Origin of the sequence: Nibribacter ruber (assembly GCF_009913235.1) — a bacterium.
In the GTDB taxonomy this organism is placed as follows: Bacteria; Bacteroidota; Bacteroidia; order Cytophagales; family Hymenobacteraceae; genus Nibribacter; species Nibribacter ruber.
Genome location: NZ_CP047897.1, coordinates 1119004 through 1143292 on the forward strand (window position 1 = coordinate 1119004; position 24289 = coordinate 1143292).

Genomic DNA, 24289 nt, shown 5'->3' on the forward strand with positions numbered 1-24289 from the left:
GAATGAACGTCAAACGTATGATGGCCCTGTGCCTGCTGCTCTTTTGCGCAGTTTTCACGCAGGTGCACGCCCAAACCAAGAAAGAAACCCCAGAGGAACGCAAGGCGCGGTATGAGAAAATCAACAACGCCAAGATTGCCTTCATTGCCGACAAGGTGAACCTCACCGCAGAGCAGGCCCAGCGCTTCTGGCCCATCTACAATGAGCACGAGGCCCGCAAACGCGACCTGCGTCACAAAGCCAAGCAGTTCAGAGATGAGAACCTGGCCAGCATGACCGATGAGCAGATTCAGACGGGGCTTGAAAACCGCCTGGCCTACCGCCAACGCGAACTAGACATGGACAAAGAGTACATGGAACGATACCTGCGGGTCATCACCTCCAGGCAACTGGCCCTGTTCTACCGTGCGGAGCGGGAGTTCACCAAGCTTCTCTTAGACCGCCTGCAAACGGCTAGCAAATAACATTTCGTTTGGTTTATTTTTTGAGAGGGAGGCTATATGGCCTCCCTCTCGTTTTTAGCCTGTTTTCTGGGAAATTGCCCAAAAACGTATTTCCAAGGTTGCACACACCTGACGCAGGTTTCAGGACTCGCGGTGAAATCCCCTATCTTTGCGACTTAAATTGAATCCTATGCTTTCTGCCCGTCAACTCTTTCTGCAACACCAGGCCCAAACCACAGACTTCCCGTTATTGTTAGAAGTAGAGCGGGCCGAGGGCGTGTTTATGTACGGGCCCAATGGGGAGCGGTACTTGGATCTGATTTCAGGCATTGGCGTGAGCAATGTGGGGCATCGGCATCCTAAAGTCATTTCTGCAATACAAGGCCAGTTAGACAAATACCTGCACTTGATGGTGTACGGTGAGATTGTGCAGACCCCGCCAGCCCGGTTGGCGCACGCGCTGGCGCAGACCTTGCCAGCGGGATTAGACAACGTGTATTTTGTGTCTTCGGGGAGCGAGGCGATAGAAGGAGCCATGAAACTAGCCAAGCGGTTTACTGGCCGGACAGAGCTGATTGCCTTTGACAAGGCCTACCACGGCTCCACGCAGGGATCGCTTTCCTTGAACGGGGCGGAGAGTTTCAAACGGTCGTTCAGGCCCTTGCTACCCGACGTCAATCACCTTGAGCACAACCATCTGCCAGACTTGGAGAAAATCACCCGAAGAACGGCAGCCGTCATTTTAGAAACAGTGCAGGGCGAGGCCGGCGTGCGCGTTCCCAGCAAAGCCTACATGCAGGCGCTGCGGGCCCGGTGCACGAAAGTGGGAGCCTTGCTAGTGCTGGATGAGATTCAATGCGGATTTGGCCGGACCGGTACGTTTTGGGCGTTTGAACAGTTTGGCATTGTGCCAGACATTCTCACCTGTGCCAAGGGTATGGGCGGCGGCATGCCCATTGGGGCGTTCATTTCCAGGCAGGAAATCATGCATAGCTTCAAGAATGATCCCATGCTGGGCCACATCACCACCTTTGGCGGGCACCCGGTTTCCTGCGCGGCTTCACTGGCCACCTTGCAGATTATTCAGGAAGAAGGCCTGCTGGAGCAAGTGACAGCCAAGGCCGAGCGCTTCAAGCAACGGTTGGCCCACCCGGCCATCAAGAGCATCCGGAACCTGGGTTTGATGATGGCCGCCGAGATGGAGTCTTTTGAGGTCTTGAAGAAAGTCATTGACACGGCCATCTTAAAGGGTGTTCTAACGGACTGGTTCTTGTTCTGCGACAATTCCATGCGCCTGGCCCCGCCTTTGACCATCACGTTTGAAGAGATTGACCAGGCCTGCGACATTCTGCTGGAGGCCATTGATGAGCATTGCCGTTTTTAGGCTATTTTCTGGAAAAGAAGGCAAAAACGGCAAATCTTCAGCGGGTGCTAACCTTTTCTAGCCGGTAAGAGTACAACACACGAATTGAAGTATCCCCTAGTTCCGTCGGTGAATCCCTCTCAATTCTTTATCTTACCCTAGATTAAACTGCGCTGCCCTTATGGAGATTGCCTTCGTCTTGATTCTGCTTTTGGTGGCTATTATTTTGTTTGCCACTGAGAAGTTGTCAGTAGACGTGATCACGCTGCTCTTGCTCATTGCGCTCACCAGTGCCAAAATCATCACCCCAGAACAGGCCTTTGACGGTTTCAGCAGTGATTTCATCATCATCCTGGCTTCCATCTTCGTGCTGAGTGCGGCGCTGGAAGACACCGGCGTACTGGATTTTCTGGTCAACTGGCTCATGCGCAAGGTGGGCCATAACCCCAACTCCCTCCTGCTGTTCATCATGGTGATACCGGGCATAGTGTCTGCGTTCATGAACAACACCACCGTCACGGCGCTGTTTGTGACGCCCATTGTGGGCGTGGCCAAGAAAATGCACACCAGCAGCTCTAAGTTTCTCATGCCGCTGGCGTACGCGTCCATTCTGGGCGGTACCTGTACTTTGATCGGGACTTCTACCAACGTGGCTGTGAGCGGGTACATGACCAAGGCCGGCTATGAACCCTTCGGGTTCTTTGAGTTCTCGGGCATTGGCCTCATCATCTTCGTGGTGGGCATTGTGTACATGATGACCATTGGCAAACGCATGCTCCCCAAGGGCGTGTCACAGGGCCTCACCTCCAAATACAACATCAAAACCTACCTCACTGAGGTGATGATCATGCCAGACTCGCCCCTGATTGGCCAGGTGGCGTTCACCTCAGACCTGTCAAAAATGGGCTTCCGGATTCTAAACATCATCAGGGCCAAGGAAAACTTTCTGCCAGACTACCGCACCCGCATACGGGAACGCGATGTGCTGCTGGTTGAAGGCGAGATTGATGATTTGATGAAGGTTAAGGAAACCAAGGGCATTGAGATTGTAGCCGATGTGATTATAGAGGATGACCTGGTGGGCGGCGATGTGCGGCTGGCAGAGATCCTGATCACGGGCAAGTCTGACATCATCAAACGCACCGTGCGCGAGTCTGATTTCCTACGCAGGTTTGGGTTGGTGGTGCTGGCGGTGTCCCGGCAGAACGAAACCATCAGGACTAAAATTGGCGACATTCAACTACAGCTGGGCGACATGCTGTTGGTGCAGGGCACCAGTGACCGTTTGGAGTTCCTGAAGACCAACCAACACCTGGCCGTACTAGATGAGTTCAAGCCCATTCTCTTCAAAGGCCGAAAAGGTCTTTTAACGCTGGGTTTCTTTGTGCTGTCCATCATTGTGGGGAGTCTGGGCCTGTTGCCGCTTTCTGTGAGCTTTATGAGTGCGGCGGTGTTGGCCGTGTTGTTCAAATGCATTTCCACAGACCGCGCCTACCAGGTCATTGACTGGCGGCTGCTGGTGTTGATTGGCGGCATGACGGCCTTCGGGATGGCCATGCAAAACACCGGCGCAGACAAATTCCTGGCAGAGTGGATTGTGCACCTACTAGAACCGTTCGGGCTGGTGGTGATTCTAGGCGGATTCATTGTGCTCACGGTGTTCTTAACCCAGCCCATGTCCAATGCGGCGGCGGCCCTGGTGGTGCTGCCGGTGGCCTTGCAGACGGCTATTCAATTAGACGCCAACCCGCGCACGTTTGCCATTGCCATTATGCTGTCTGCCTCTGTGTCATTGATTACGCCATTTGAGCCCTCCTGCATTTTGGTCTACAGCCCCGGCAAATACAAGTTCAGCGACTTTTTAAAGATTGGCTCCGGCCTCACGCTTATTCTCATGGCCATCATTTTAGTATTGGTACCCACATTCTGGCCCTTGTAACCGATCGTTTTTGGGCTGTTTTCGCTAAAAGAAGCCAAAAACGGCTTAACCCGCCAACAGTGCTAGTTGGGTTGCGTAAGTGGTTATCTTATGAGATGGTTTCCCTTGTATCTGATGTTGCTTTTGATGGCAAGTTGCCAGCCCAAAGAGGCGACGGAAGCGGGGCTTGTCTCCACCGGACCAGACACGTTACAGTTGGACGAAACTATTGACTCGGCTAACAACACCAGGCAGGACGGCACCCAGGCCCCAACCGCTCTTCCAGAAGACCCGAAACAGCAACTGCCGCCCACCCTGGAGGTTTACCTGGATCAAACCCATGGCCTATGGCAGCTCCCGGAACTTCGCCCTAAAGACATAACCCGGCTTACTCAAGATCAGCAAGGCCCCTACTTTTTACAGACAGACCTCAACCAAGATAACCAGTTAGACTACGTAGCGCAGTTGATGGAGCGGGACTCGGTTTTTCTGTATGCCTTCATTAGCACCGGGCCAGACGAAGCCTTCAAAGAAGTCTTGTTGGACCAGCGCCCACTGGTGAAATTGGATGGTGAAGGTATAAGCCCTTGGGTTTTGTGCCTACCGCAAGAGCAGCAAACTCAGGATAAATCTGGCAAGGGAACATCGGCGCAAGCCACCGCAGATGGATTTCTGGTACTAGAGGATGAGAACACCACGCTTTACCAATGGCGAAAAGGGACGTTCAGAAAATCGCCCTACAAAGCTGCAGGATTCTAAAACTAAGAAAGGTGATGCTGGCAAGGCAGGTTGTTCTAGGCAATGACCTCAAAATGATTGGCAGGCGTAGTTAGATACTACTGCAGTTCCAGGAAATTGATGGCTTCTTCTTTGATTTCTTCGCGGCCTAAGCCGTCTTTTACGCCTGTGGTAATCTTCTTGATCAAGACCCCCACCACTGCCTTCCTGAAGCCCATTTTCATGGCCATGTCAATACAGAATTCCATCTCATGGTCGTCTACAATCCCATCAGCTAGCATCATTTCCACCAGGTCATAGATTTGGTCAAACCGGTCCATGTCATTGTTGGGCATGGTGAGTTTCACCTTGGAACTGTCAGACAAAAGGGTACGCACTTCCTGGGCGCGCATGCCTTTGCGCTCGCCAATGGAGATGATATGGTCCATCTCAGCCGAGTCAATGTGCCCATCAATTTTGGCCAGAGCTCCCAGATTGATGATATGACTCTTGAGCCGCTTGGTCTCCTCACTCTCAAATAGTGAAAACATAGGTCACTTTTGCTTTAGGTAGGTATTTTTTTGCCTGAGAACGTAGGTCTTAGGGTCAGACACTATCGCCTGATAATTTACGAGTTTCTAAAAAAAACGGTGCTGTTTTCCTGAAAAACTGCCAAAATTATAGGCATTTGTGACAAATACTGAAGACTAGCTAATGCTACTCCCCTATTACTAGGTGCCGCCGTACACCCTGGGTAGAGAGATTGGCCGGCAGCATCTTGTGAATTGTGGTACATTCCCGTAATTTGGTCTGGAGTATAAGAGTAATTATGAAAAAAATAGGAGTATTTACGTCTGGGGGAGATGCCCCGGGCATGAATGCCTGCATACGCGCCGTGGTGCGCACCGCAGTATATCATAAGTTAGAAGTGTACGGCATTGGCAGAGGCTACAACGGCATGATCCAGGGAGAGATCTACCGGCTTTTCTCGCATTCCGTGAGCAATATCATTCAAAAGGGAGGCACCATCCTTAAATCGGCGCGCAGCCCAGAGTTCCAGACGGCAGAGGGCCGCAAAAAAGCCTTTGACCAGATTTCCAAGTTCGGGATTGAGGGCATTGTGGCCATTGGCGGAAACGGGACCTTCACGGGCGCCGAGGTCTTTCACCAGGAATACGGCATTCCAGTGATTGGTTGTCCCGGCACCATTGACAACGACCTTTTCGGGACGGACTACACCATTGGGTATGACACCGCCGTGAACACCGCTCTAGACGCCATTGACAAGATACGCGACACCGCCGACAGCCACGAGCGGGTGTTCTTTGTGGAGGTGATGGGCCGCGACTCTGGCTACATTGCCCTGCCCTGCGCCATTGGCGGCGGCGCCGAAATGGTCATGATTCCAGAGACCACCACATCCATGGCCGAAGTGATTGAAACCCTGCAGCAGGGCTGGCGCCGGTCCAAGACTTCGTTCATCATCATTGTGGCTGAGGGCGACGACGAAGGCGGCGCCACCGAGATTGCTGCCAAGGTAAAAGAAGCCCTGCCGCAAATGGACGCCAAAGTAACCATCATAGGCCACGTGCAGCGGGGCGGCGCTCCAACCGCCGCCGACCGCCTTTTAAGCAGTCAGATGGGCATGGCCGCCGTTGAAGGTCTAATTGCCGGCCGCACCAATGAGATGGTAGGCGTCATGAACGGAGAGATTGTCTACACGCCTTTCCATGATACCATCACCAAGAAGAAGCCCATCAGCGAGAGCTTCCTGAAACTAGTGCAGGTATTGAGCGTGTAGAAAGCCTCACTCCTGCTGTGAGGTAGTACCGCCTCGTTTTTGGGTTATTTTCTAGAAAATAACCCAAAAACGAGGCGGTCTGCTTTGAAAGGAATCTTGGCCTGTCACCGTTTTTAGCCATTTTCTCAGGAAACAAGCTTAAAACGGCGGGCCTTCTTCATAACAAAATCCAATGGCTTGCTAATTTTTCTGGTGCATTCTTTCCTGAAGGAAAGCCAGTATTTCCTGCCGTTGCTCGGGGTGAAACCAGGTAATCTCCGGGTCTCTTCTAAACCAGGTGAGCTGTCTCTTGGCGTACCGGCGGCTATTTCGTTTTAGTAACCTCACAGCTTCTTCATAATCATAGGTGCCAGCTAGGTAATCGAAGAGTTCTGTGTAGCCCACGGTCTGCAAAGCCTGGTGATGCTGGTAGGGCAAGACGCTTTTCACTTCGTCTAGCAGGCCTTGTTCCAACATGAGGTCCATGCGCTGGTCAATGCGTTGGTACAGTTGCTCGCGGTCTCTGGTAAGGCCAATTTTAATGGTGGTAAAAGGGCGGGCCTTCTGGCTGGACTGGGTCCGGAACGAGGAATACGGCTGGCCACTGCTCAGGCATACTTCCAGGGCGCGCATGACCCGCTGCGGATTGTGCAGGTCTACTTGCTGCGCATACACGGGATCCAGTTCCTGGAGTTGTTGGCTGAGAGAGGCCAATCCCTCCTGCTCCAGCCGGGTGATTAAGGTCTCTCGTACGCCTGGTGTTACGTCGGGCATTTCATCCAATCCTTCGCACAGCGCACGCACATACAAACCAGAACCGCCCGTGGCAATCACTACCTGGTGCTCCTGAAACAAGGAATCTAGTAGAGTGAGGGCATCCTGCTCAAAAGCACCGGCGTTGTATTCCTCTGCAATGGAATGCGAGTCTATGAAATGATGAGGCACGCCCTGCTGTTCTTGCGCAGTGGGTTTGGCCGTACCTATGCTCAATTCTTTAAAAAACTGCCGAGAGTCCATAGACAGTACATGCGTGTGAAACTGCTGCGCCAACTGCACGCACAGGTCAGTTTTACCCACGGCCGTTGGGCCTACTACTACCACTAAAAACGCATCTCTCTTCATAATTGGGCATATATCTGTAGCAGGCGCTGGCTTTCAATAGACCAGTTCCAGTTTTGGCGCGCCTGCAGACAGGCGTGTTGCATGCGGGCATAGTGGGGTTGGTCCAGTAACAATCGTTGCAACGCTTCCCTCACCTGCTGTACTTCCAAATCCACTAACAGCGCTACTTCATGCACCTGGTTCAAGGCCCTGTATTCTGGAAAATTCACGCACACCTGCGGAATACCTGCCTGCACGTAATCAAAAAACTTATTGGCCAGGGAGTAATAGTAACTCAATCCAGTCTGTTCCAGAAGCATAATACCGGCAATGGCCTGTTGCGTGAGCATAATTAACTGCTCTGGCGGCACGTTGCCCATGAACTGCACCCTGTCTTCTACCTGTAGCTGTTTGGCCAGGTTCTTCAACTCTTGTTCTAAAGGACCGGTGCCGCAGATCATAAGCCTGGCTTCTGTGCCCTGCAGGGCGTGCAGCAGGCATTCCAGACCGCGGCCAACGTTCAAGGCACCCTGGTATATAAAATATGGCGGTTGCTGCGGCATAGGAAGCATCTCTACCTGAAACGGCATGTTGCGCACCACGGCCACGGGACGTTGGTATTGGTTTTGAAAATACTCGGCCAGCGAGGCGCTTACCGTGTAGGTTTGGTCTGCTCCTTTGAAGGCCAACCGTTCACACCAGGACCAGATTTTTTTGACCAAGGGGCGGTTGACTACCTCGGGCATTTGAGGGAAGAGTTCGTGGGCATCATAGGTTACTTTCAGACGTCTTACTTTAGCAGCCAGCACTCCGGACAGGGCCGTGTCTGCGTCAACTATGCCCAGAATATCCACCGGTGCACGCAAAATCCAGAAAAAGAGACGTAGGTTGAACTCCAAGTAAAACAACGGTCCCTTATGGAAGACGCAGGAAAGCCGGTGTTGGCCGTAGGGCGCAGATGGCAGCGGCTGGGAGTTGGGCAGTTTTCTACCCACCAGGGTCACCTGGCACCCCGCCTGCGCCAAAGTAGTGGCAATGCGCTGCATGCGCTGGTCATGGCGCAAGTCTGTGGTAACCGTAAAAAGGATCTTTTCAGGCATGTGGGGCAGGAAAACGGCACCTAAATTCCTCTGGCCTCTTTCCCTTGAGAATCAAAGACAACTTGCCAATTATCTGGCTTTAAAATGCTAAATTACACGTTTTCTAAACAAGTCCCGAAGAGTTTTGTATACCCCCTTGGGCCAATTGTTTTTTGATTATGACTTTTATGAAGACGTCTGCAGAAGGAAGCTCCATGGTGAAGGCAGCAGAGCACCTCATTGATTTGGCTGAGCATGTGAGCGGCAGTAGAAAAATGATGTTTGTCTGCACGCCCCAGGGAAAAGTGCTGGCTCTTAATGCACAGGCAAGTGAGGTCTTCTTTGAAGGAGAAGCATTTCCGGCGGGCATGAACATCAAAGACCTGTTGGAAGAAAAGTACCTGCCCCAGTTTGAGAAGAACCTTCGGCAGTTGCGTACCCGCAAGAACATCAGCGGCTTTCTCCAGTCAAATGCAAAGGCAGTAGGCAACGGACTTTTGTATTTCAAATCCAGCCTGGTGCACCAGGACGGGCATGAACTGCTGTACATTGCCGTCCGGTCAGCCTCTGCCGAGGTGATGCCCGTAGGCGATATGTTTGCCTCTGAGTCCAGCTACCGCAGCATTTTTGAGGACAGCAACGAGCCCATGTTCATTCTGGACAAAAAAGGCGTTTTCATAGACATCAATAAAGAGGCGCTGGGCCTGGTGCAGTCTACCAAAGAAGAACTGACCGGGCATACCGTGTTTGAAGCCTTTGACCTGAACCCTTCAGAGAAGATAGCGTTCAAAAAACGCATTCAACAAGCCTGTGAGGGCAAGAGCATCAAATTTGACTGGTGGTTTAAAGACAGCCATGACATCCTGCACCCCACCCTGCTTTCCTTTAGGTGCGGCAAGTATTTTGGGCAGGAAGTTGTGCTGGGCACGGCCAAACCCATGGAAGACAAGCGCCAGTGGCAGGAGTCTGGCAAGCAACGCCTGGACCAGCAGGAATTCATGGCTCATCTGGTGCCCGCCCTCTCTGACCTGAAAGCAGCCGATGATATTCTGGCAACCGCCCTGGACGCCTTTTTAAAACGGCCCCATATCATGGGCGGCGGCGTGTATGTGTACCAGCCCACTTCACGCATGGTGCAGTTGGTGAAAAGCAAAGGAGAAGCCTCTTTTTTACTGCAGGAACAGAGTGTGCTGGCCCTCAAGCCCGAGTTTCTGTCCCAGTTGGAAAACAAGCGTAAGAACAGGTCCATCCTGAGCATCTCGCGCAACTTTCAGCACCTTTTCAAAAAGCGGGAAGTGGTAGCCTTGCCCATCAGTACAGATAAAGGCTACGTGGCTGCCATCATTTTATTGGTGGACGATGCCAAGCACATGACCAGCACCCTCACTGAGTTTGTGAACCAGGTGGGGTTTGAGCTAAACTCGTTTCTGTCCAGGTTTGAGCTGCGCCAGGAACTGCATTACTCCGAAGGCAAGTACAAAACCTTATTTGAGTCTTCCAATGACGCCATCTTCCTGCTCAACAACTCTCAAATAGCCGACTGTAATTTTCAGGCGACCATGCTGCTGGATTGTGACAAGCAAGACATCATTGGCAAGCGTCTGGCAGATTTCTCACCAGCTTTGCAGGCAGACGGCAGCTCCTCTCTGGAGAAGTCCTTGCACATGATTGATGAAACATTACTGGCCGGCAACCCGCAAACCGTGGAATGGCGCCTGGAACGCACAGACGGCAACAACATAGACAGCGAAATCAGCTTTAGTGCCATCCAGCTGGAGGGCGTTTCTTTTGTGCAATGCATTGTGCGGGACATTACCCAGCGCAAAGAGGCCCAGGCCCTTTTGCGCAAGCAGGAAGTGCTGCGCGAGTCTATGCTTCAGTTCCGGTCTTTCCTGAGCCAAGTGAATCTCGCCTACATCAGTCTGGACCTGGACCTGCGCGTGCTGTACGTGAATGACTATTTTCTACAGTACACGGGCTATAAGCGCGAAGAAGTGGTGGGGCAGAACTACTATGAGCTCTTCGTGTCTGAGCATGAGCGGCCCAGCCGCGTGCAGGAGATTCAGAAGGCCCTGCATACGCAGTCGTTGCGCAGCTATTATGAGTGGGACCTGGTAACCAAGTCGCATTCCGTTAAAATCCTGCGCTGGAACATCATGTTTGAGATGGATGCCGAAGGTAAAGTGACGGGAATTACCGCCGTGGGCAAGGACATGACCGATAAGCGCATCGCCATGGAAGCCCTCAAGGACAACAAGATCAGGCTGCAGGACTTGTTTGACAACGCCCATGACTTGATCCAGAACATCTCCACTGACAATAAATTCATCTTCGTAAACCGGGCCTGGAAAGAGAAATTGGGCTACAACGATTATGATATTGAAAACCTTACCCTCACCGACATTGTCCACCCCTACTACAAGGCCAAGCTCATCTACCAGCTGCGCAACCTGTACAAGGGCGAGAATGTGAACAAGATAGAGACCGTTTTCCTTACTAAGAGCGGCAAGCCCATTCACTTGATTGGTAGTATCAACTGCAGCTGGCAGGACGGAAAGCCCATAGCCACCCGCGCCATTCTCCATGACATTACTGACCGCATCAAGGCCGAGCGTCTGCAGAAGGTGTACTACTCCATCGCCAACCTGGCCATCAGTTCCAAAGACTTACCCTCATTGTACAGCGCCATTCACCGGGAGCTGAGCAAGATCATTGAGACGCACAACTTCTTCATTGCGCTGTATGATGACACCAAGCATTTGATTGACTTTGTGTACTACGTAGACCAGCTCTCAGACTTGCCGGCAGAGTCTACCTCGCGGCCTTTCTCTTCTGGAATGACCGAGTACATCATCAAAACGGGCAAGCCGCTGTACGCCACCAAAGATGATTTCATGCAGTTGGAGGCAGAAGGCAAGCTATCCATCAACGGCGTCATTCCAGAGGTCATGCTCTTTTCGCCGCTGTCCATTGGCGAACGCATCATTGGCGTAATTGCCGTGCGGGATTACAAAAACCCGGAGGCGTACGTCCAAACCGACATTGAGATTCTGCACTTCATCTCCAACCAGGTGGCCTTGGCCATTGAACGGAAACGCAATGAAGAGCAGATTAACATTCAGAATGCCAGACTCAAGGCTATCTTTGAGAGCGGCACGCATTTGATGTGGTCGGTGAACCGGCAGTACAAACTCACGTCCTTCAACCAGAACTTCTCCAGCGCCGTCCAGAACTGGGGCTCAGACTCGCCAGAAGTGGGCATGCTGCTAGCAGACATGGTGCAGCCTTACATTGCCGGCGAAGACTATGCCTTAATGAAGAGTTCGTATGACCTGGCATTTTCAGGCCATGCCCGGCAGTTTGAACTGGAGCTCAAGTCCACTGACCAGCACAGCGAATGGCTGGAGATTCTGTTGAACCCTATCTATTTGGAAGACGGCAGTTTTGAAGATGTGTCTGCCATTGCCCTAGACATCACCGACAAGAAAATCTCCCAACTGGCCCTGGCTGAGAACGAGGAGAAGTTCCGGAGCATCTTTGAGTCATTTCAGGATATGTACTACAAGACGGGCATTGGCGGCGAATTCCAGTTGCTGAGCCCCTCGGTACAGGACCTGCTGGGCTTCACGCAATCAGAAGCCGTAGGCATGAACGTGAGCGACCTGTACATCCATCCGCAGGACCGTGACCAACTCCTGAACGCCCTCTACACCCAACGCAAAGTGCGCAACTTTGAAACCGCATTGCGCACAAAGGACGAAGGTGAGATTGAGGTGTTGATTAACTCGCGCCTCATCACCAACCTGGAGGGCGAGGCCATTGCCATTGAAGGCGTCTGCCGTGACATCACTGAACTCAAGAACACCCAACGCGAGCTGATACGGGCCAAAGAACTGGCAGAAAACTCCCTGCAGGTAAAAAACCAGTTTCTGGCCAACATGAGCCATGAGCTACGCACGCCCATGAACGGAATCATTGGCATGATAGACCTGCTCTACCATACCGCCTCCACTGAGGAACAGATTGACTACATTGACACTCTGCGCAAGTCCTCAGACGCCTTGCTGGACATTTTGAACGACATCCTGGACCTTTCCAAAATACAGGCCGGTAAGATGGAGGTGAATGAATCGGGCATAGACTTACACTATACATTAGATAAGATTCATTCCTTGTTTGCCAATCGGGCCCAGCAGAAAGACCTGGAGTTTACCTATTTTATTTCTAAAGACACGCCTCGGTACATTGTCACTGATGAAACCCGCCTGTTGCAGATTCTCTCTAACCTCACCTCCAACGCCATCAAGTTCACCAATGAAGGCCGGGTAAGCGTAGAAGTGGCCCAGTTAGAAGTAAAGAATGACCAGCATTTGTTGGAGTTCAGAGTGCGGGACTCTGGTATTGGCATTTCTGAGGAAGACATACAGATTCTGTTCACCAACTTCACGCAGCTGGACAACTCCTCCACAAAGACCTTTGGCGGTACAGGGTTGGGACTGGCCATTTCCAAGCAATTGAGTGAGTTGCTGGGCGGTGAGATTGGCGTGGAGTCAGAGCCTGGACAGGGAAGCACCTTCTGGTTCACCATCCAATGTCGCCTGGCAGAGAATGAGGAACAGATTAATGAGCAATTACAACTGGCCAAGGAAACGGAGACCATTGACAGATTTGACCCTGCTCCGGTGGTGTTGCTGGTAGATGACAACCAGATCAACCAGAAAGTGGCCATCAAGCTTCTGGAGCGTTTGGGCTGTACGCCAGATGTAGCCTCCAACGGGTTTGAAGCCATAGAAAAAGCGACCCAGAACCAATATGAGATCATCTTCATGGACATTCAAATGCCGGAGATGGACGGGGTTACCGCTACCAAAGAATTAAAGCGATTGCTGGGAGAAAACTGTCCGCCCATTGTGGCCATGACCGCTTATTCCATGAAGGGTGAGGCAGAGAAGTTCATAAGTGAAGGTCTAGATGATTATATCTCTAAACCTGTGAGAAGCACAGATCTGGCAGACCGGATCAATACCTGGCGCCAGAAAAATATGGCCATGGCAGACAGCACCCGTACCTTCATCCCGCAGGCTACAGCGCCAAAAGAAAAAGAGGATCAGCAACTGGTAGACCTGTCTGTGGTGGAGCAGCTGCGCAGCATTGGCGGCGTTGATTTTGCCCTTCAGTTATACGTTGATTTTGAAGAGGAAACTACCCACCTGCTGCAGGAAGCTAAAAACGAGGTAGAGGCACAACATTACGAGGCCATTTTAAGTACACTGCATCAGATTAAGGGAACAGCCTCTACGTTGGGTTTAATGACCATCACGTCCATTGCCAAAACCCTGGAGCACAACATCCGGAAGGGAGAAATGAGTGATGTGGCCACTGCGTATGCTGATTTAGAATCTAGTTTTGCTAATTTTAGAGCTCACTATCGTAATATAATCTTACCAAACTAACCATGGCTGATTCAAAAACCATACTTATTGCAGAGGATAGCTCTGTGATTCTGAACCTTACCAAGAAGATCCTGGAGTTGCAGAACTACAAGGTGCTTTCGGCCAAGAACGGCGGGGAGGTGATCAAAAGAATTAATGAGGAGAAAATTGACGCCATTCTCATGGACTTGAACATACCCGTGAAGGACGGGATGGAATGTACCAAAGAGATCCGCACTTCCTCCAATCCAGAGGTGGCCAACATTCCTATCATTGCTGTGACTGGTAACGCCAACAACTACACCCTGGAGGAATTCAAACAAGCAGGCATCAACGCCTACCTGCCAAAACCTTTGGATTTTGACATGTTGGTGCAAACCGTAAAAGAGTACGTGAAATAGCGTACCCCCTTAGAGCTTTCTACATTTATGCAGCTAAAATACACCCGGCCCTTTTTAACCCGGTTAGAGGATATTTTTGCGGAGTCTGAGTACATGCTGCGCTATGAAAAAGGCACCTTTAAGTCTGGATTTTGCATCTTGAAAGACACAAAGGTGGCGGTAGTGAACAAATACTTCCCGTTGGAAGGCAAAATCAACTGCCTGGTAGAGATCCTGCGGGCAATTGAAATGGATGCAGAGGCCCTTCGGCCCGAAAGCCGGGAACTGTACCTGGCCATTAAAAATCAAACCTTGGCGTCTGCGTGAAAATCACCTTACTAGGAACCGGCACCTCACAGGGAGTACCCGTCATTGGGTGCGAATGTGAGGTTTGCCGCTCCTTAGACTATAGAGACAAGCGCCTGAGAGTGTCTGTGCATGTGGAGGTAGAAGGAAAGAGCCTGATCATTGACTCTGGCCCCGATTTTAGGCAGCAGATGCTGCGAGAGCGCATTAAACGGGTAGACGCCCTGCTCTTCACGCACGAGCACAAAGACCACACCGCCGGCATGGATGACATACGGGCATTCAACTTCATGCAACACATAGACATGCCGGTGTACGCAGACCCGCGCGTGCTACGGCAGCTGCAGCAAGAATTCAGCTACATCTTCACCAATACCACCTATCCCGGCGTGCCCAGGGTAGAACTCAATCCCATCCAGAACGAGCCGTTCATGGTGGTAGGCCAGCAGGTGACGCCCATCGCAGTCATGCACCATAAACTGCCCGTCTTTGGGTTTAGGATTGGGGATTTCACCTATATCACAGACGCTAATTTCATTTCTGAGGAAGAGAAGGATAAGATAAGGGGATCCAAGATATTGGTCTTGAACGCCCTTCGCAAAGAACCGCATATCTCGCACTTCTCCCTGCCTGAAGCCCTTTCTCTGATAGAAGAGCTAGCCCCAGAGCAGGCCTACCTTACCCACATCAGCCATTTGCTGGGCCTGCACCGCGAGGTGGAGCAAGAGCTGCCCCCGCACGTGCGGCTGGCCTATGACGGTCTTTCCTTTACCCTGTAAGCGTGCACCAGAATTTCTATTTTATCAGGCAATTGGCCGGGCAGCTGCATACACGACTGCATGGGGCTACTTGCGTGGCAGCCTTTAGCCAGGAAAAGGATGAGTTGATGTTGGAGTTTGACCAGAAAGGAGCCTCCTTCTTCTTAAAAGCCATCCAGACGCCCACTTTCTCCAGCTTGCAGGTTCCTGGCAGTTTCAACAGAGCCCGACAGAACTCAGTAGACCTGTTCCACCCATTGATTGGCCAGCAGGTGCTTGAAGTAGTTGCCCACCAACAGGAACGGAGCTTCTACATAAGATTCACGCATGATAAAGTTCTGCTGTTCAAGCTCTTCGGGAACCGGTCTAACGTAGTACTGTTTGAAGATGACCACGCCACTGACCTTTTTCACCGCAAGCTAGCCAAAGATTTAACCTTAGATTACCGGTCCATGGACCAGCCTTGGCGGTTTGACCGGGCACAGTTCATGAACCAGCCAGGCTCGCTCAAGAAGATGCTGCCCACACTGGGAGAAGTCCCGTTTCTTTATCTGGAGGAGCAGGGATGGACTGAAAGGCCCGTGGAAGAACAGGTGAAGTTGGTAGAAGCCATGCTGGCCCAATTGGAAAACCCCGAAGGCTACTACCTGACCACAGTTCAGAAAATATTGCGCTTATCTTTGCTCCCCGTTGGCATAGTACAGGAAACGTACCAAGACCCGCTTCAGGCATTGAATGCCTTTGTACCCCAGTTCAGGGCGCAGGAATATTTCCAGAGCACCTACCGCACCACGCACCGAGCCTTGGAACGGCAGCTGGAGGTGGCCAACAAAATCTGGTACCAGATACAGGAACAGTTGGAACAATGGCATCACGGCACGCCATACGCGCAAACCGCCGATGTGATCATGGCCAACCTGAGCAACATACCGGCAGGTGCCACGGAGATGGAGTTGTTTGACTTTTACCAGGATCAGCCCCGGCTTATTAAACTGTCCCGCACCGAAACACCCCAGAAGACCGCCGAAAAGCTTTATAAGAAGGCCAAAAACCAGCAGATAGAATGGCGGTTATTGCAGGAACGCGCCCAGCGCAAAGAAGAAGAAGTAGAACGGCTGAGCCAGCAACTACAGGAATTGGAACAGATTGAGACCGCCCCGCTCCTACGCCAGTACGTCAAGAAATACACCGTCACACAGGCCGCTTATTCCCCAGATCTGCCCTATCATGCGTTTGAGTTGGACGGATTTAAGATCTGGGTAGGCAAGAACGCCAAGGCCAATGACGCGCTTACTCTTAAGCATACCCACAAGGATGACCTATGGCTGCATGCCAAAGACGTGCCCGGCTCTCACGTAGTCATCAAGCAGGTACCCGGCAAGGCCATTCCCATGCGCGTCATAGAGACCGCGGCCCAGTTGGCAGCATTCTATTCCAAACGCAAAAGCGACACGCTCTGCCCCGTCTTATACACGCCCAAGAAATATGTGCGCAAACCCAAAAGCGCCACGGCCGGCTCTGTCATGGTAGAAAGAGAGAAAGTGGTGTTGGTTAAGCCTGATAATCCTTTTAGAACTCGCCCCTAGCTACTAAAACATAACGCCCCGTTTTTGGCCTGATTCTTAGAAAACAGGCCAAAAACGGGGCGTTCAATTCTAATATGCTTTACAGCCCTAGGATTGTCTAAACTTACACATCTGCGAAAAGCCACTCCAAGGCATCTTCTTTGTCCAGGAACAGCTCAAAACGCGTCTTGATGCCTAGTGCTTCAGACCCAACCGTCAATTTATCATACACCTGTACAATGTCCATTAATTCCAAGCTCTCTTTGGTGACAAGGCGGGCAAACCTGTGGAGTTTGGACTGTCTCAACAGCGGCATCATGTCATTCAACAGCCAGTTCTGGTTTCCGAACTCCAGGTAGTGAATGGCTCTGGGATCACTCAACCAGTATTTGCACTCAGACTGGACGGTCATCTCAGCTACCTTCTGAAAGGTGGTTTTGAATTGCTGCGAATCTGGGTGCTGGGACCACTCCACGTAAATAAAGGAAAGATTGGAATCCAGTTGCGCCAGAACAAACTCGTCCTGGTACACTGTCTCAAATTGAAATGCTGGGAACATGAAAGAGTAAGGGGGAATAGTAAGCACAAGTATAAAAAGAAAAAGCCCCATAACATCTATGTTACAGGGCTTCATTTTCATTCTGTGCGCGCGGGGAGATTCGAACTCCCACACCCGAAGGCACCACCCCCTCAAGATGGCGTGTCTACCAATTTCACCACGTGCGCAATTGAAACTGCAGGTATTTCTGAGGACTCACCTACAATTCGGTCACAAATGTATTAGTTCCTTTGAATACCTGCAAGCCCTCCCCAAAATTCTTTCCAGCACCGCAAGTTTCACATCTGAACCTAAATCACGTCTATTATATTAAATAAGCAAGTAATTAGAATCTTATATCATTCTTCAAACAGGATATTGTCCATCTAAAAGTTCCCAATAATTAAATCTTTAATTAATCTTTTACGAAAGTAAAACCAACTATTATTCCATATTTTCTCAATATGGGTAGCAACTAGTCAATCATTTTATCAACACTCTATAAATACAATATTAAAAATTAAATTCTCACTCAACAGTACCGAATAAAATCAGTAATAAATCTGTGTTTAAAATTTAATTCTCTACACATACCTAATAACATGGATACTCTTCCAAATCAAGAACGCTAATTATTTATTCAAAGCACATTCCTATTTTTTTCATAAATCATCTATCCTTCCATTAATCATTATCCATTGATTCCAAAACATTACGAACCATCATTTCCTGCATACCATAAGGCATATTCATACGGCTACGAATTCTATAGCACATCACTGCATTTGATTCCGAAGGGCGGCCAACCTTGTGGCTAAAGTAGAAGCGGCATTAATTTGGTGGCAGTAAACTTCCTTTTCAAGATTCTTTTAGCAGCACACATTCCAGGATACGATCTTCCTTTGAAACTGGGATAAGAACAGTTTTCATAATCAGCTATTGGCAGCACCCAAGGAATTCAACGTTGCTTTTTTTTAAAGGCACCATACCTTAATTTTTATTTGCGATTCTATCTGATATTATGGAAGCATAACCATCCTTTCATAATTCCGTTTAGTAAAAAATACGCTTGAAATTTTGCCTACTCTTTTTAGAGGTTTCAAGCGTTTCAGGACCAAGAAGCACCGTCCCTGCACCCGAAACGCTAAGCTTTCCTCCAAAACGCCTCTTTCAGACCTTCACTTAAATCATATCTTTAGTCTGCTGCCTTTAACAATGTTATCAACCAATCATTTATACCTATTCATATAAAGCAACAGTTTATCCTATAATATTGGGTTAAACAGGCCATCACAGCCTGTCTACTCCATTATATCATCAAAATGCTAACGGTTTTGTCAAAGGGAAATAGATTTTAATAAGCTTGAGCCCTATTTTCCTCAATTACATTTTATTGGCCATCAATTCCTTCAGGCCAAGCATAAAGTAAGGTCAACTAACTTCTCTTAAGACGGATTACATTTCATTCTTAGGACACACCTTGTACAAGTCTGTCTGGGTAGATAGGCCATGCTTCCAAAACCTAGAGCCGTTAGATTACGTCCTACGCAACAGAGGCCCTGCTTCATTCGGGTATGTACCCTCTTCCTTCATGGGCAGTCTCTCCATGCTTTTAAAACCAAAACCTTAACATGCAACAGCAGAAGAAAGATTGGATCATCAAGTACGCCCGCGTAGGCTATGTAGCCAAAGGGATTGTCTATTGCTTAATTGGGATATTAACGGCGATGTACGCCCTGGGAATTGGAGGAGAAAAAGCCTCTAAGACAGATGCGTTCATGGAAGTAAAAGAATTACCAGGCGGCAGCTTTTTATTAGGCTTAATTGCCGCCGGCTTAATCGGGTATTCTTTATGGCGTTTCACACAAGCCATTGCCGACACTGAGAACAAAGGCACGGATTTTAAAGGAATAGGCAAAAGATTAGCGTATGCCTTTAGCGGACTTATTTACGGATCCTTTGCTTTTGTGGCATTTAAAATTGCTACAAATACAGGCGGAGGGTCCAGCAATGGCTCTTCGCAAAAAACCTTTTTAGCTGAACTATTAGACAAGCCATTTGGCAAGTACTTAGCTATAATCATCGGGTTAATTACCATAGGTAATGGACTGCTACAATTAAAGCGTGTCATTACCGGTTCCTTTATGAAAGACGTGCATGGCATGCCGCAGGACCAGTTCAGGATTTTGGAAAGAGCCGGCAAAATTGGGTATGCCGCCAGAGGAGTGGTCTTCGGGATTTTGGGGTACCTGTTTGCGAAGGCCGCTTGGAACCGTAATCCGTCACAGGCCCAGGACACCGAGGGAGTGTTCGGCTTTTTAAGAGACAATCCCATGGGAGACTTCCTGCTGGCCGCCGTGGCCATCGGGTTGGTGGGCTACGGTATCTTCATGTTCGTACGGGCCAGATACAGCGAGATTTCCTTCAATTAAAGGGGTAAGGTAGAACGCCAGAAAAGTGTACCTTCAGGCCATGCAAACCTTACCCTTCTACATAGTTGACGTCTTTGCAGACCAACCTTACAGAGGCAACCAACTAGCCGTCTTTTTACAGGCTGGCAACCTACGCACAGAGCAGATGCAGCAGATAGCCCAGGAGATTGGCTTCGCTGAATCTGCTTTTGTGCTTCAGGATACTGCTACTCCTGCCGGCTACCCGGCGCGGTATTTCACGGTAGAATATGAGGTGCCATTTGCGGGGCATCCTACGCTGGGCACCGCCTTCGTCCTCCAGCAAGTGTTGGAGAAGACATCAGTCCCTGAGGTGAAACTGCATTTGCCCGTAGGTACCATACCCGTCTCTTTTTCTTATGACCAGCAGGGCCAACCTGACTTTTTGATGATGCAACAAATCAATCCGGTGTTGGAGGAGCCGCTTCCGGCAGATGACCTACCGCTGGTGTTGGGACTTCCCGGTGAGGCACTGCACCCGGAGTTCCCGGTGCAGGTGGTGTCCACGGGCCTTCCGTTCCTCCTCATTCCGTTGCAACGATTAGAAGACATGCGGCAGATACACATCAAGGAAGAAGTGCTGCTCGCCTTTCTACAGAAGCACCATTTATTTAAAACTCAGCGCGAAGACGGACTATCGGTGGCGCTTTACCTGTTCTGCCCCGAAACCTACCAGAAAGACCGCCAAATCAACGCGCGCATGTTAGCCTATGAGAATGGCAAGGTAATAGAGGATGCGGCCACAGGAAGCGCCAATGGCTGTCTTTTAGGCTATCTGCTCCAACATGAATACCTGGGTCCTGGAGCGGTAGACATTTTGGTGGAGCAAGGCTGTGAAATCAACCGGCATGCCACCATCAGGCTACAAGGGCAGCAACACCCCAACCATCAATTTGACATCAGGGTGGGCGGACAAGTACAGCTCATCTCCAAAGGCGAATGGTATGTACACTAAGAGCATAAACACCATGAGGAAAGCACTTCTGGCCATCCTGATTGTAGGGAGCACCTCGTTTTTCGCTTCTTTTGGCCAAAATACGCCAAAAACGGATTCCATCTTTGTGTTGCGCCCAGACCGAGTATTTGACGGCCAGGACCTGCACCAAGGCTGGGTGGTGGTAGTAAAAGGCGACCGCATCCTTTCGGCGGGGCCGAGCAATAAAGTCTCCCTTCCGGCCAATGCCCGGACCATTTCCTTGCCCGGTCAGACCCTAATGCCCGGACTCATTGAAGGCCACTCTCATTTGCTGCTGCACCCCTACAATGAAACCTCCTGGAACGACCAGGTTTTGAAAGAGGCAGACGCCCTGCGTGTGGCCCGGGCCACAGTGCACGCCCGCAACACGCTCCTGGCCGGTTTTACCACCGTGCGGGACCTGGGCTCTGAAGGCGCCGAGTATGCAGACGTGGGCCTGAAGCAAGCCATAGACCAGAACATCATTCCGGGCCCCAGAATGCTGGTGGCGGGCAAAGCCATCATTGCCACCGGCAGCTACGGCCCCAAAGGATTTGACCCCGCGTTTGAAGTGCCCCAAGGTGCAGAATCCGCCGACGGCGTGGACAACCTCATACGCGTGGTACGCGACCAGATAGGCAAGGGCGCCGACATCATCAAAGTCTACGCCGACTACCGCTGGGGACCAAACGGAGAAGCCATGCCTACGTTTACTGTGGACGAACTTAAACTGATGGTGGAAGTAGCCAAAAGCAGCGGCCGGCCGGTAGTGGCCCATGCCAGCACTCCAGAAGGCATGCGCCGCGCCGCCGAAGCAGGCGTAGAAACCATTGAACACGGGGACAACGGCACTCCAGAAGTCTTTAAATTAATGGCGAAGAAAGGCGTTGCCCTCTGCCCTACCGTGGCCGCCGGCGATGCCATTTTGCAGTACAGCGGTTGGCGCAAAGGCCAGGACCCAGAGCCAGCCCGCATCGCGCAGAAGAGAGCCAGCCTCAAAGCCGCCCTGGCCGCCAAAGTGCCGCTGTGCGTGGGTGGTGACGTAGGCGTGTTTCCGCATGGTGAGAATGCCCGCGAACTAGAATTATTGGTAGACTACGGAGTGGCACCATTGGACGTACTGAGAGCCGCCACCGCCGGCAATGCCAAGTTGTTCCATCTGGACCAAAAACTGGGACGGGTGCAAGACGGCTTGTTAGCTGATCTGGTGTCAGTGGAAGGCAATCCTTTACAAGACATGACCACCCTTAGAAAAGTTAAGTTGGTCATGAAGGGCGGCGTCCTTTACAAGCAACCCTAACCCGCTTTCTCCCATTTTACAACCGCCTGTCGTTTTTGGGCTACTTCTTGGAAAAGAGCCCAAAAACGACAGGCGGTTGTTTTTTATCTTCAGCTACAGATTGTTATTTAACATATTTTTTTCACCCTGTGACATATCTTATTAAAAATGGCGAACTATTGGGAATGAATTGCAACTCTTCTCCTCTCAACTGTTAACTCACCAAGGTGCAAGTGTTCGCTTGTGTCCGCACGCAGGGCTGAATTGGTATACCAAGGACAAGGATTCGCTGTGCCCAAGGATAAGCTGTCTAAGAATGTGGGGGATGCGGATTGTGTGCAGACTGTCCGAGCCCTATTCCTACGGCAGAATCTGACTGCCCTGTAGAAACCATTCACTGCCTTGCCTCACACGCATCGCTCTACCCTACCCGCAGACAAACGCAGGTGTTTAGGCCCTAGCCCGCTTCAGTCACTTAAAGACCGCAACTTTAAAAAGTAAGATTCTCAATCTCCACCCACTTGCTTCTTCCCGCACTCTCAAGTAGTAAAAGCAAGAAGCCTCCCCTGTTCAAAGGAAGGCTTCTGGTTAGCGAATCGTTTTTTGGCTGTTTTCCGGAAATCTGGCCAAAAACGGCTTTACACTGTCTCTCCCTTCAGCTCCAGCATTGGACGAAGGAAGAAGTCATTAATGGGTTTTACGGCCTGCATCACCGCCAGACATTCCTCAAAAAACTGGGCACTGGTTACCACGGCATCTGGGAAGGTATGGCTGGCGTTCCAGCTCTTGTGTCTCAGCAACTCAATGGCGGGGTTCTCGCTGTCATAGCCCTTGGGCGTAGTTTTCAGTTTGTCACCGCCTAGGCCTTTGAAATATTTTTGGAACGACGGAGCCGCTACCAAGTCCTGCAACTCCTGCCAGTTGTAGTCAATCTCCTGTCTGATTGCTTTCAACTCAGGTGCGGGCGGCATCCAGACACCGCCTGCCAGAAAGGACTCGTTGTTGGGGCTGATGTGCAGGTAGAAACCCGGGTTGATGGTCTTTCTTCCGCCGTCTGCCATGTACGCACAAATATGGTCCTTATACGGACGCTTGTCGTTGGAGAAGCGCACATCGCGGTAAATCCTAAAAATAAGGTCCTTGGGCTGCTGGTTGGCCACGGCCGGCTCAAAGGCAGCCACCGCCGGCAGCAGGGTTTCCAGGAAAGCGATGAAGTCATTTTTGGCAGCCTCGTACCGAGATTTGTTCGCGGCAAACCACTCGCGGTTGTTGTTGTTTCTGAGGTCTCTGACGAAGTCTAACGTGGAGGTATCTAAGTATTTTTTCATGTAGTGGATGGAGGTCTTTATGACCTTTCAGGAAACAAGAATAGTGGGTAGTAAGTTCTTTGCTAGGAACTATTCAAAGATAATCTCTGACCTATTGAACGAGTCATTTTATTTCCGAAAGGAAAAGTAAATTACCTTTAAAATAAATTTTACCTGAACACCCAACTGCATTTTATTCAATCAATAAATCAAACACATTGACGATTAAGCAAGCTTATAGACAGTTCCTAGAACAAAATTTCCAAGGTCTGAGAATCAAAGCCCCGTTATTTTTTAATTGGGGTAAGGGATTAAGATTTGATCTCCAAGTGGGAGAAACCGACACAGACCAATACTTTCAGGAGGTGGTTAGAAGGGCAACAGCTTTGTTTGAAGCTACCTTTCAACAAACTGATACCATTTATTTAGTCCTTCAAGAGCGCACTGGCAAACGCGGCAAGATTAGGTTCTCAAATTACTGCTTCAATCAAATTAGTGGGCTTAAGGAAGAGGACGTGGCGTACTCAAAAGTAAATAGACTTTATGACTCCGCAGACAACACTGAAATCTGGAACGTGGCAGTAGTCAAACTCACAATTAACAGAGTAAATTACAAGAATATAATTGAGGCCATTAGCGTGATGGATTTTCCGCCAAGGCAACCAAGACTAGACAGCAGGGGATTCCTTACCAATAAACAGATTTTCTTTCTGAATGTAGACAAGAAACTCATTTACCATATGTATGACGACCGAGGCTTAGATATTGTAGCAAAAGAGAAAGAAACCTTACTACCCGTTTACACCGAGTTCAATGATTGGATTCTTGAATGCAACCGTGAGCAGATTGAAAACACATTTAAGAAGTAGGATCCCTGAACCTTTAAAGAATTAGAGATAAAAGTCCTCGTCCTTTACA

General features: G+C 50.2%; 19 protein-coding genes and 1 tRNA gene. 14 read left to right on the forward strand and 6 right to left on the reverse strand.

Features of this window, described 5'->3' with window-relative positions; all coding sequences use genetic code 11:
- Positions 1-2 precede the first annotated feature (2 nt).
- The 4 genes from GU926_RS04730 to GU926_RS04745 all read left to right on the forward strand — a co-directional run bounded on the left by GU926_RS04730 (position 3) and on the right by GU926_RS04745 (position 4483).
- Positions 3-464 (forward strand): hypothetical protein, encoded by a 462-nt coding sequence (locus tag GU926_RS04730; protein ID WP_160689511.1) that lies wholly within the window; start codon positions 3-5, stop codon positions 462-464.
- 169 nt (positions 465-633) lie between these two features.
- Positions 634-1827, forward strand: coding sequence for an aspartate aminotransferase family protein (locus tag GU926_RS04735; RefSeq protein ID WP_160689513.1), 1194 nt, complete (start codon positions 634-636; stop codon positions 1825-1827).
- Between the two features lie 160 nt (positions 1828-1987).
- Positions 1988-3745 (forward strand): SLC13 family permease, encoded by a 1758-nt coding sequence (locus GU926_RS04740; RefSeq protein ID WP_160689515.1) that lies wholly within the window; start codon positions 1988-1990, stop codon positions 3743-3745.
- 90 nt (positions 3746-3835) lie between these two features.
- Positions 3836-4483, forward strand: coding sequence for a hypothetical protein (locus GU926_RS04745; RefSeq protein ID WP_160689517.1), 648 nt, complete (start codon positions 3836-3838; stop codon positions 4481-4483).
- Positions 4484-4560: 77 nt separating this feature from the next.
- Here the strand turns inward: GU926_RS04745 and GU926_RS04750 are convergent, their stop codons facing one another.
- Entirely contained in the window at positions 4561-4992 is a 432-nt protein-coding gene (locus GU926_RS04750) for a tellurite resistance TerB family protein (protein WP_160689519.1), read from the reverse strand.
- Positions 4993-5270: 278 nt separating this feature from the next.
- On the opposite strand from GU926_RS04750, the gene pfkA reads away from it, so the two are divergent.
- A complete protein-coding gene (pfkA, locus tag GU926_RS04755) occupies positions 5271-6242 on the forward strand; it encodes a 6-phosphofructokinase (RefSeq protein ID WP_160689521.1) in 972 nt (323 codons plus the stop codon).
- Positions 6243-6422: 180 nt separating this feature from the next.
- Here pfkA and miaA read toward each other — a convergent pair whose 3' ends face one another.
- Both miaA and GU926_RS04765 read right to left on the reverse strand, forming a co-directional pair.
- Positions 6423-7343: a tRNA (adenosine(37)-N6)-dimethylallyltransferase MiaA gene (miaA, locus tag GU926_RS04760; RefSeq protein ID WP_160689523.1), complete on the reverse strand. Its 921-nt coding sequence runs from the start codon at positions 7341-7343 to the stop codon at positions 6423-6425.
- Positions 7340-8422, reverse strand: a complete 1083-nt coding sequence (locus GU926_RS04765) for a glycosyltransferase (RefSeq protein ID WP_160689525.1) — start codon at positions 8420-8422, stop codon at positions 7340-7342. Before GU926_RS04765 ends, miaA begins: the two co-directional genes overlap by 4 nt.
- Before the next feature lie 167 nt (positions 8423-8589).
- Here GU926_RS04765 and GU926_RS04770 point away from each other — a divergent pair, with 167 nt between their 5' ends.
- Genes GU926_RS04770 through GU926_RS04790 form a run of 5 tightly spaced genes read left to right on the forward strand, consistent with a single transcriptional unit; the run spans position 8590 to position 16863 of the window.
- The gene (locus GU926_RS04770; protein WP_160689527.1) at positions 8590-13854 is read left to right on the forward strand and encodes a PAS domain S-box protein; all 5265 of its coding nucleotides are present in this window, start codon (positions 8590-8592) and stop codon (positions 13852-13854) included.
- Between the two features lie 2 nt (positions 13855-13856).
- A complete protein-coding gene (locus GU926_RS04775; protein ID WP_160689529.1) occupies positions 13857-14234 on the forward strand; it encodes a response regulator in 378 nt (125 codons plus the stop codon).
- Between the two features lie 27 nt (positions 14235-14261).
- A complete protein-coding gene (locus GU926_RS04780) occupies positions 14262-14540 on the forward strand; it encodes a hypothetical protein (RefSeq protein WP_160689531.1) in 279 nt (92 codons plus the stop codon).
- Positions 14537-15298 (forward strand): MBL fold metallo-hydrolase, encoded by a 762-nt coding sequence (locus GU926_RS04785; RefSeq protein WP_160689533.1) that lies wholly within the window; start codon positions 14537-14539, stop codon positions 15296-15298. Before GU926_RS04780 ends, GU926_RS04785 begins: the two co-directional genes overlap by 4 nt.
- 2 nt (positions 15299-15300) lie before the next feature.
- Positions 15301-16863: an NFACT RNA binding domain-containing protein gene (locus GU926_RS04790; RefSeq protein WP_160689535.1), complete on the forward strand. Its 1563-nt coding sequence runs from the start codon at positions 15301-15303 to the stop codon at positions 16861-16863.
- Between the two features lie 103 nt (positions 16864-16966).
- Here the strand turns inward: GU926_RS04790 and GU926_RS04795 are convergent, their stop codons facing one another.
- Together GU926_RS04795 and GU926_RS04800 are read right to left on the reverse strand one after the other, a co-directional pair.
- Positions 16967-17401, reverse strand: coding sequence for a hypothetical protein (locus GU926_RS04795; RefSeq protein ID WP_160689537.1), 435 nt, complete (start codon positions 17399-17401; stop codon positions 16967-16969).
- Between the two features lie 85 nt (positions 17402-17486).
- A tRNA-Leu gene (locus GU926_RS04800) sits at positions 17487-17568 on the reverse strand.
- A gap of 1443 nt (positions 17569-19011) precedes the next feature.
- On the opposite strand from GU926_RS04800, the gene GU926_RS04805 reads away from it, so the two are divergent.
- From GU926_RS04805 to GU926_RS04815, 3 genes are read left to right on the forward strand one after another with little or no spacing between them, the layout of a single operon-like run.
- On the forward strand, positions 19012-19812 hold the full coding sequence (locus GU926_RS04805) for a DUF1206 domain-containing protein (RefSeq protein ID WP_160689539.1): 801 nt from the start codon (positions 19012-19014) through the stop codon (positions 19810-19812).
- A 40-nt stretch (positions 19813-19852) separates the two neighbouring features.
- A complete protein-coding gene (locus GU926_RS04810) occupies positions 19853-20785 on the forward strand; it encodes a PhzF family phenazine biosynthesis protein (RefSeq protein ID WP_160689541.1) in 933 nt (310 codons plus the stop codon).
- Positions 20786-20798: 13 nt separating this feature from the next.
- Entirely contained in the window at positions 20799-22085 is a 1287-nt protein-coding gene (locus tag GU926_RS04815) for a metal-dependent hydrolase family protein (RefSeq protein ID WP_160689543.1), read from the forward strand.
- Positions 22086-22702: 617 nt separating this feature from the next.
- Here GU926_RS04815 and GU926_RS04820 read toward each other — a convergent pair.
- Positions 22703-23392, reverse strand: coding sequence for a DUF2461 domain-containing protein (locus GU926_RS04820; protein WP_160689545.1), 690 nt, complete (start codon positions 23390-23392; stop codon positions 22703-22705).
- A 197-nt stretch (positions 23393-23589) separates the two neighbouring features.
- On the opposite strand from GU926_RS04820, the gene GU926_RS04825 reads away from it, so the two are divergent.
- The gene (locus GU926_RS04825) at positions 23590-24240 is read left to right on the forward strand and encodes a DUF3885 domain-containing protein (RefSeq protein WP_160689547.1); all 651 of its coding nucleotides are present in this window, start codon (positions 23590-23592) and stop codon (positions 24238-24240) included.
- The last annotated feature ends 49 nt before the right edge of the window (positions 24241-24289 follow it).

Bases quoted from the DNA above. Each gene is read 5' to 3' on its own strand.
- GU926_RS04730 (WP_160689511.1), top strand. From the start codon at position 3: ATGAACGTCAAACGTATGATGGCCCTGTGCCTGCTGCTCTTTTGCGCA.
- GU926_RS04740 (WP_160689515.1), top strand. From the start codon at position 1,988: ATGGAGATTGCCTTCGTCTTGATTCTGCTTTTGGTGGCTATTATTTTG.
- pfkA (WP_160689521.1), top strand. From the start codon at position 5,271: ATGAAAAAAATAGGAGTATTTACGTCTGGGGGAGATGCCCCGGGCATG.
- GU926_RS04765 (WP_160689525.1), bottom strand. From the start codon at position 8,422: ATGCCTGAAAAGATCCTTTTTACGGTTACCACAGACTTGCGCCATGAC.
- GU926_RS04775 (WP_160689529.1), top strand. From the start codon at position 13,857: ATGGCTGATTCAAAAACCATACTTATTGCAGAGGATAGCTCTGTGATT.
- GU926_RS04745 (WP_160689517.1), top strand. From the start codon at position 3,836: ATGAGATGGTTTCCCTTGTATCTGATGTTGCTTTTGATGGCAAGTTGC.
- miaA (WP_160689523.1), bottom strand. From the start codon at position 7,343: ATGAAGAGAGATGCGTTTTTAGTGGTAGTAGTAGGCCCAACGGCCGTG.
- GU926_RS04795 (WP_160689537.1), bottom strand. From the start codon at position 17,401: ATGTTCCCAGCATTTCAATTTGAGACAGTGTACCAGGACGAGTTTGTT.
- GU926_RS04815 (WP_160689543.1), top strand. From the start codon at position 20,799: ATGAGGAAAGCACTTCTGGCCATCCTGATTGTAGGGAGCACCTCGTTT.
- GU926_RS04805 (WP_160689539.1), top strand. From the start codon at position 19,012: ATGCAACAGCAGAAGAAAGATTGGATCATCAAGTACGCCCGCGTAGGC.
- GU926_RS04750 (WP_160689519.1), bottom strand. From the start codon at position 4,992: ATGTTTTCACTATTTGAGAGTGAGGAGACCAAGCGGCTCAAGAGTCAT.
- GU926_RS04810 (WP_160689541.1), top strand. From the start codon at position 19,853: ATGCAAACCTTACCCTTCTACATAGTTGACGTCTTTGCAGACCAACCT.
- GU926_RS04770 (WP_160689527.1), top strand. From the start codon at position 8,590: ATGAAGACGTCTGCAGAAGGAAGCTCCATGGTGAAGGCAGCAGAGCAC.
- GU926_RS04780 (WP_160689531.1), top strand. From the start codon at position 14,262: ATGCAGCTAAAATACACCCGGCCCTTTTTAACCCGGTTAGAGGATATT.
- GU926_RS04735 (WP_160689513.1), top strand. From the start codon at position 634: ATGCTTTCTGCCCGTCAACTCTTTCTGCAACACCAGGCCCAAACCACA.
- GU926_RS04820 (WP_160689545.1), bottom strand. From the start codon at position 23,392: ATGAAAAAATACTTAGATACCTCCACGTTAGACTTCGTCAGAGACCTC.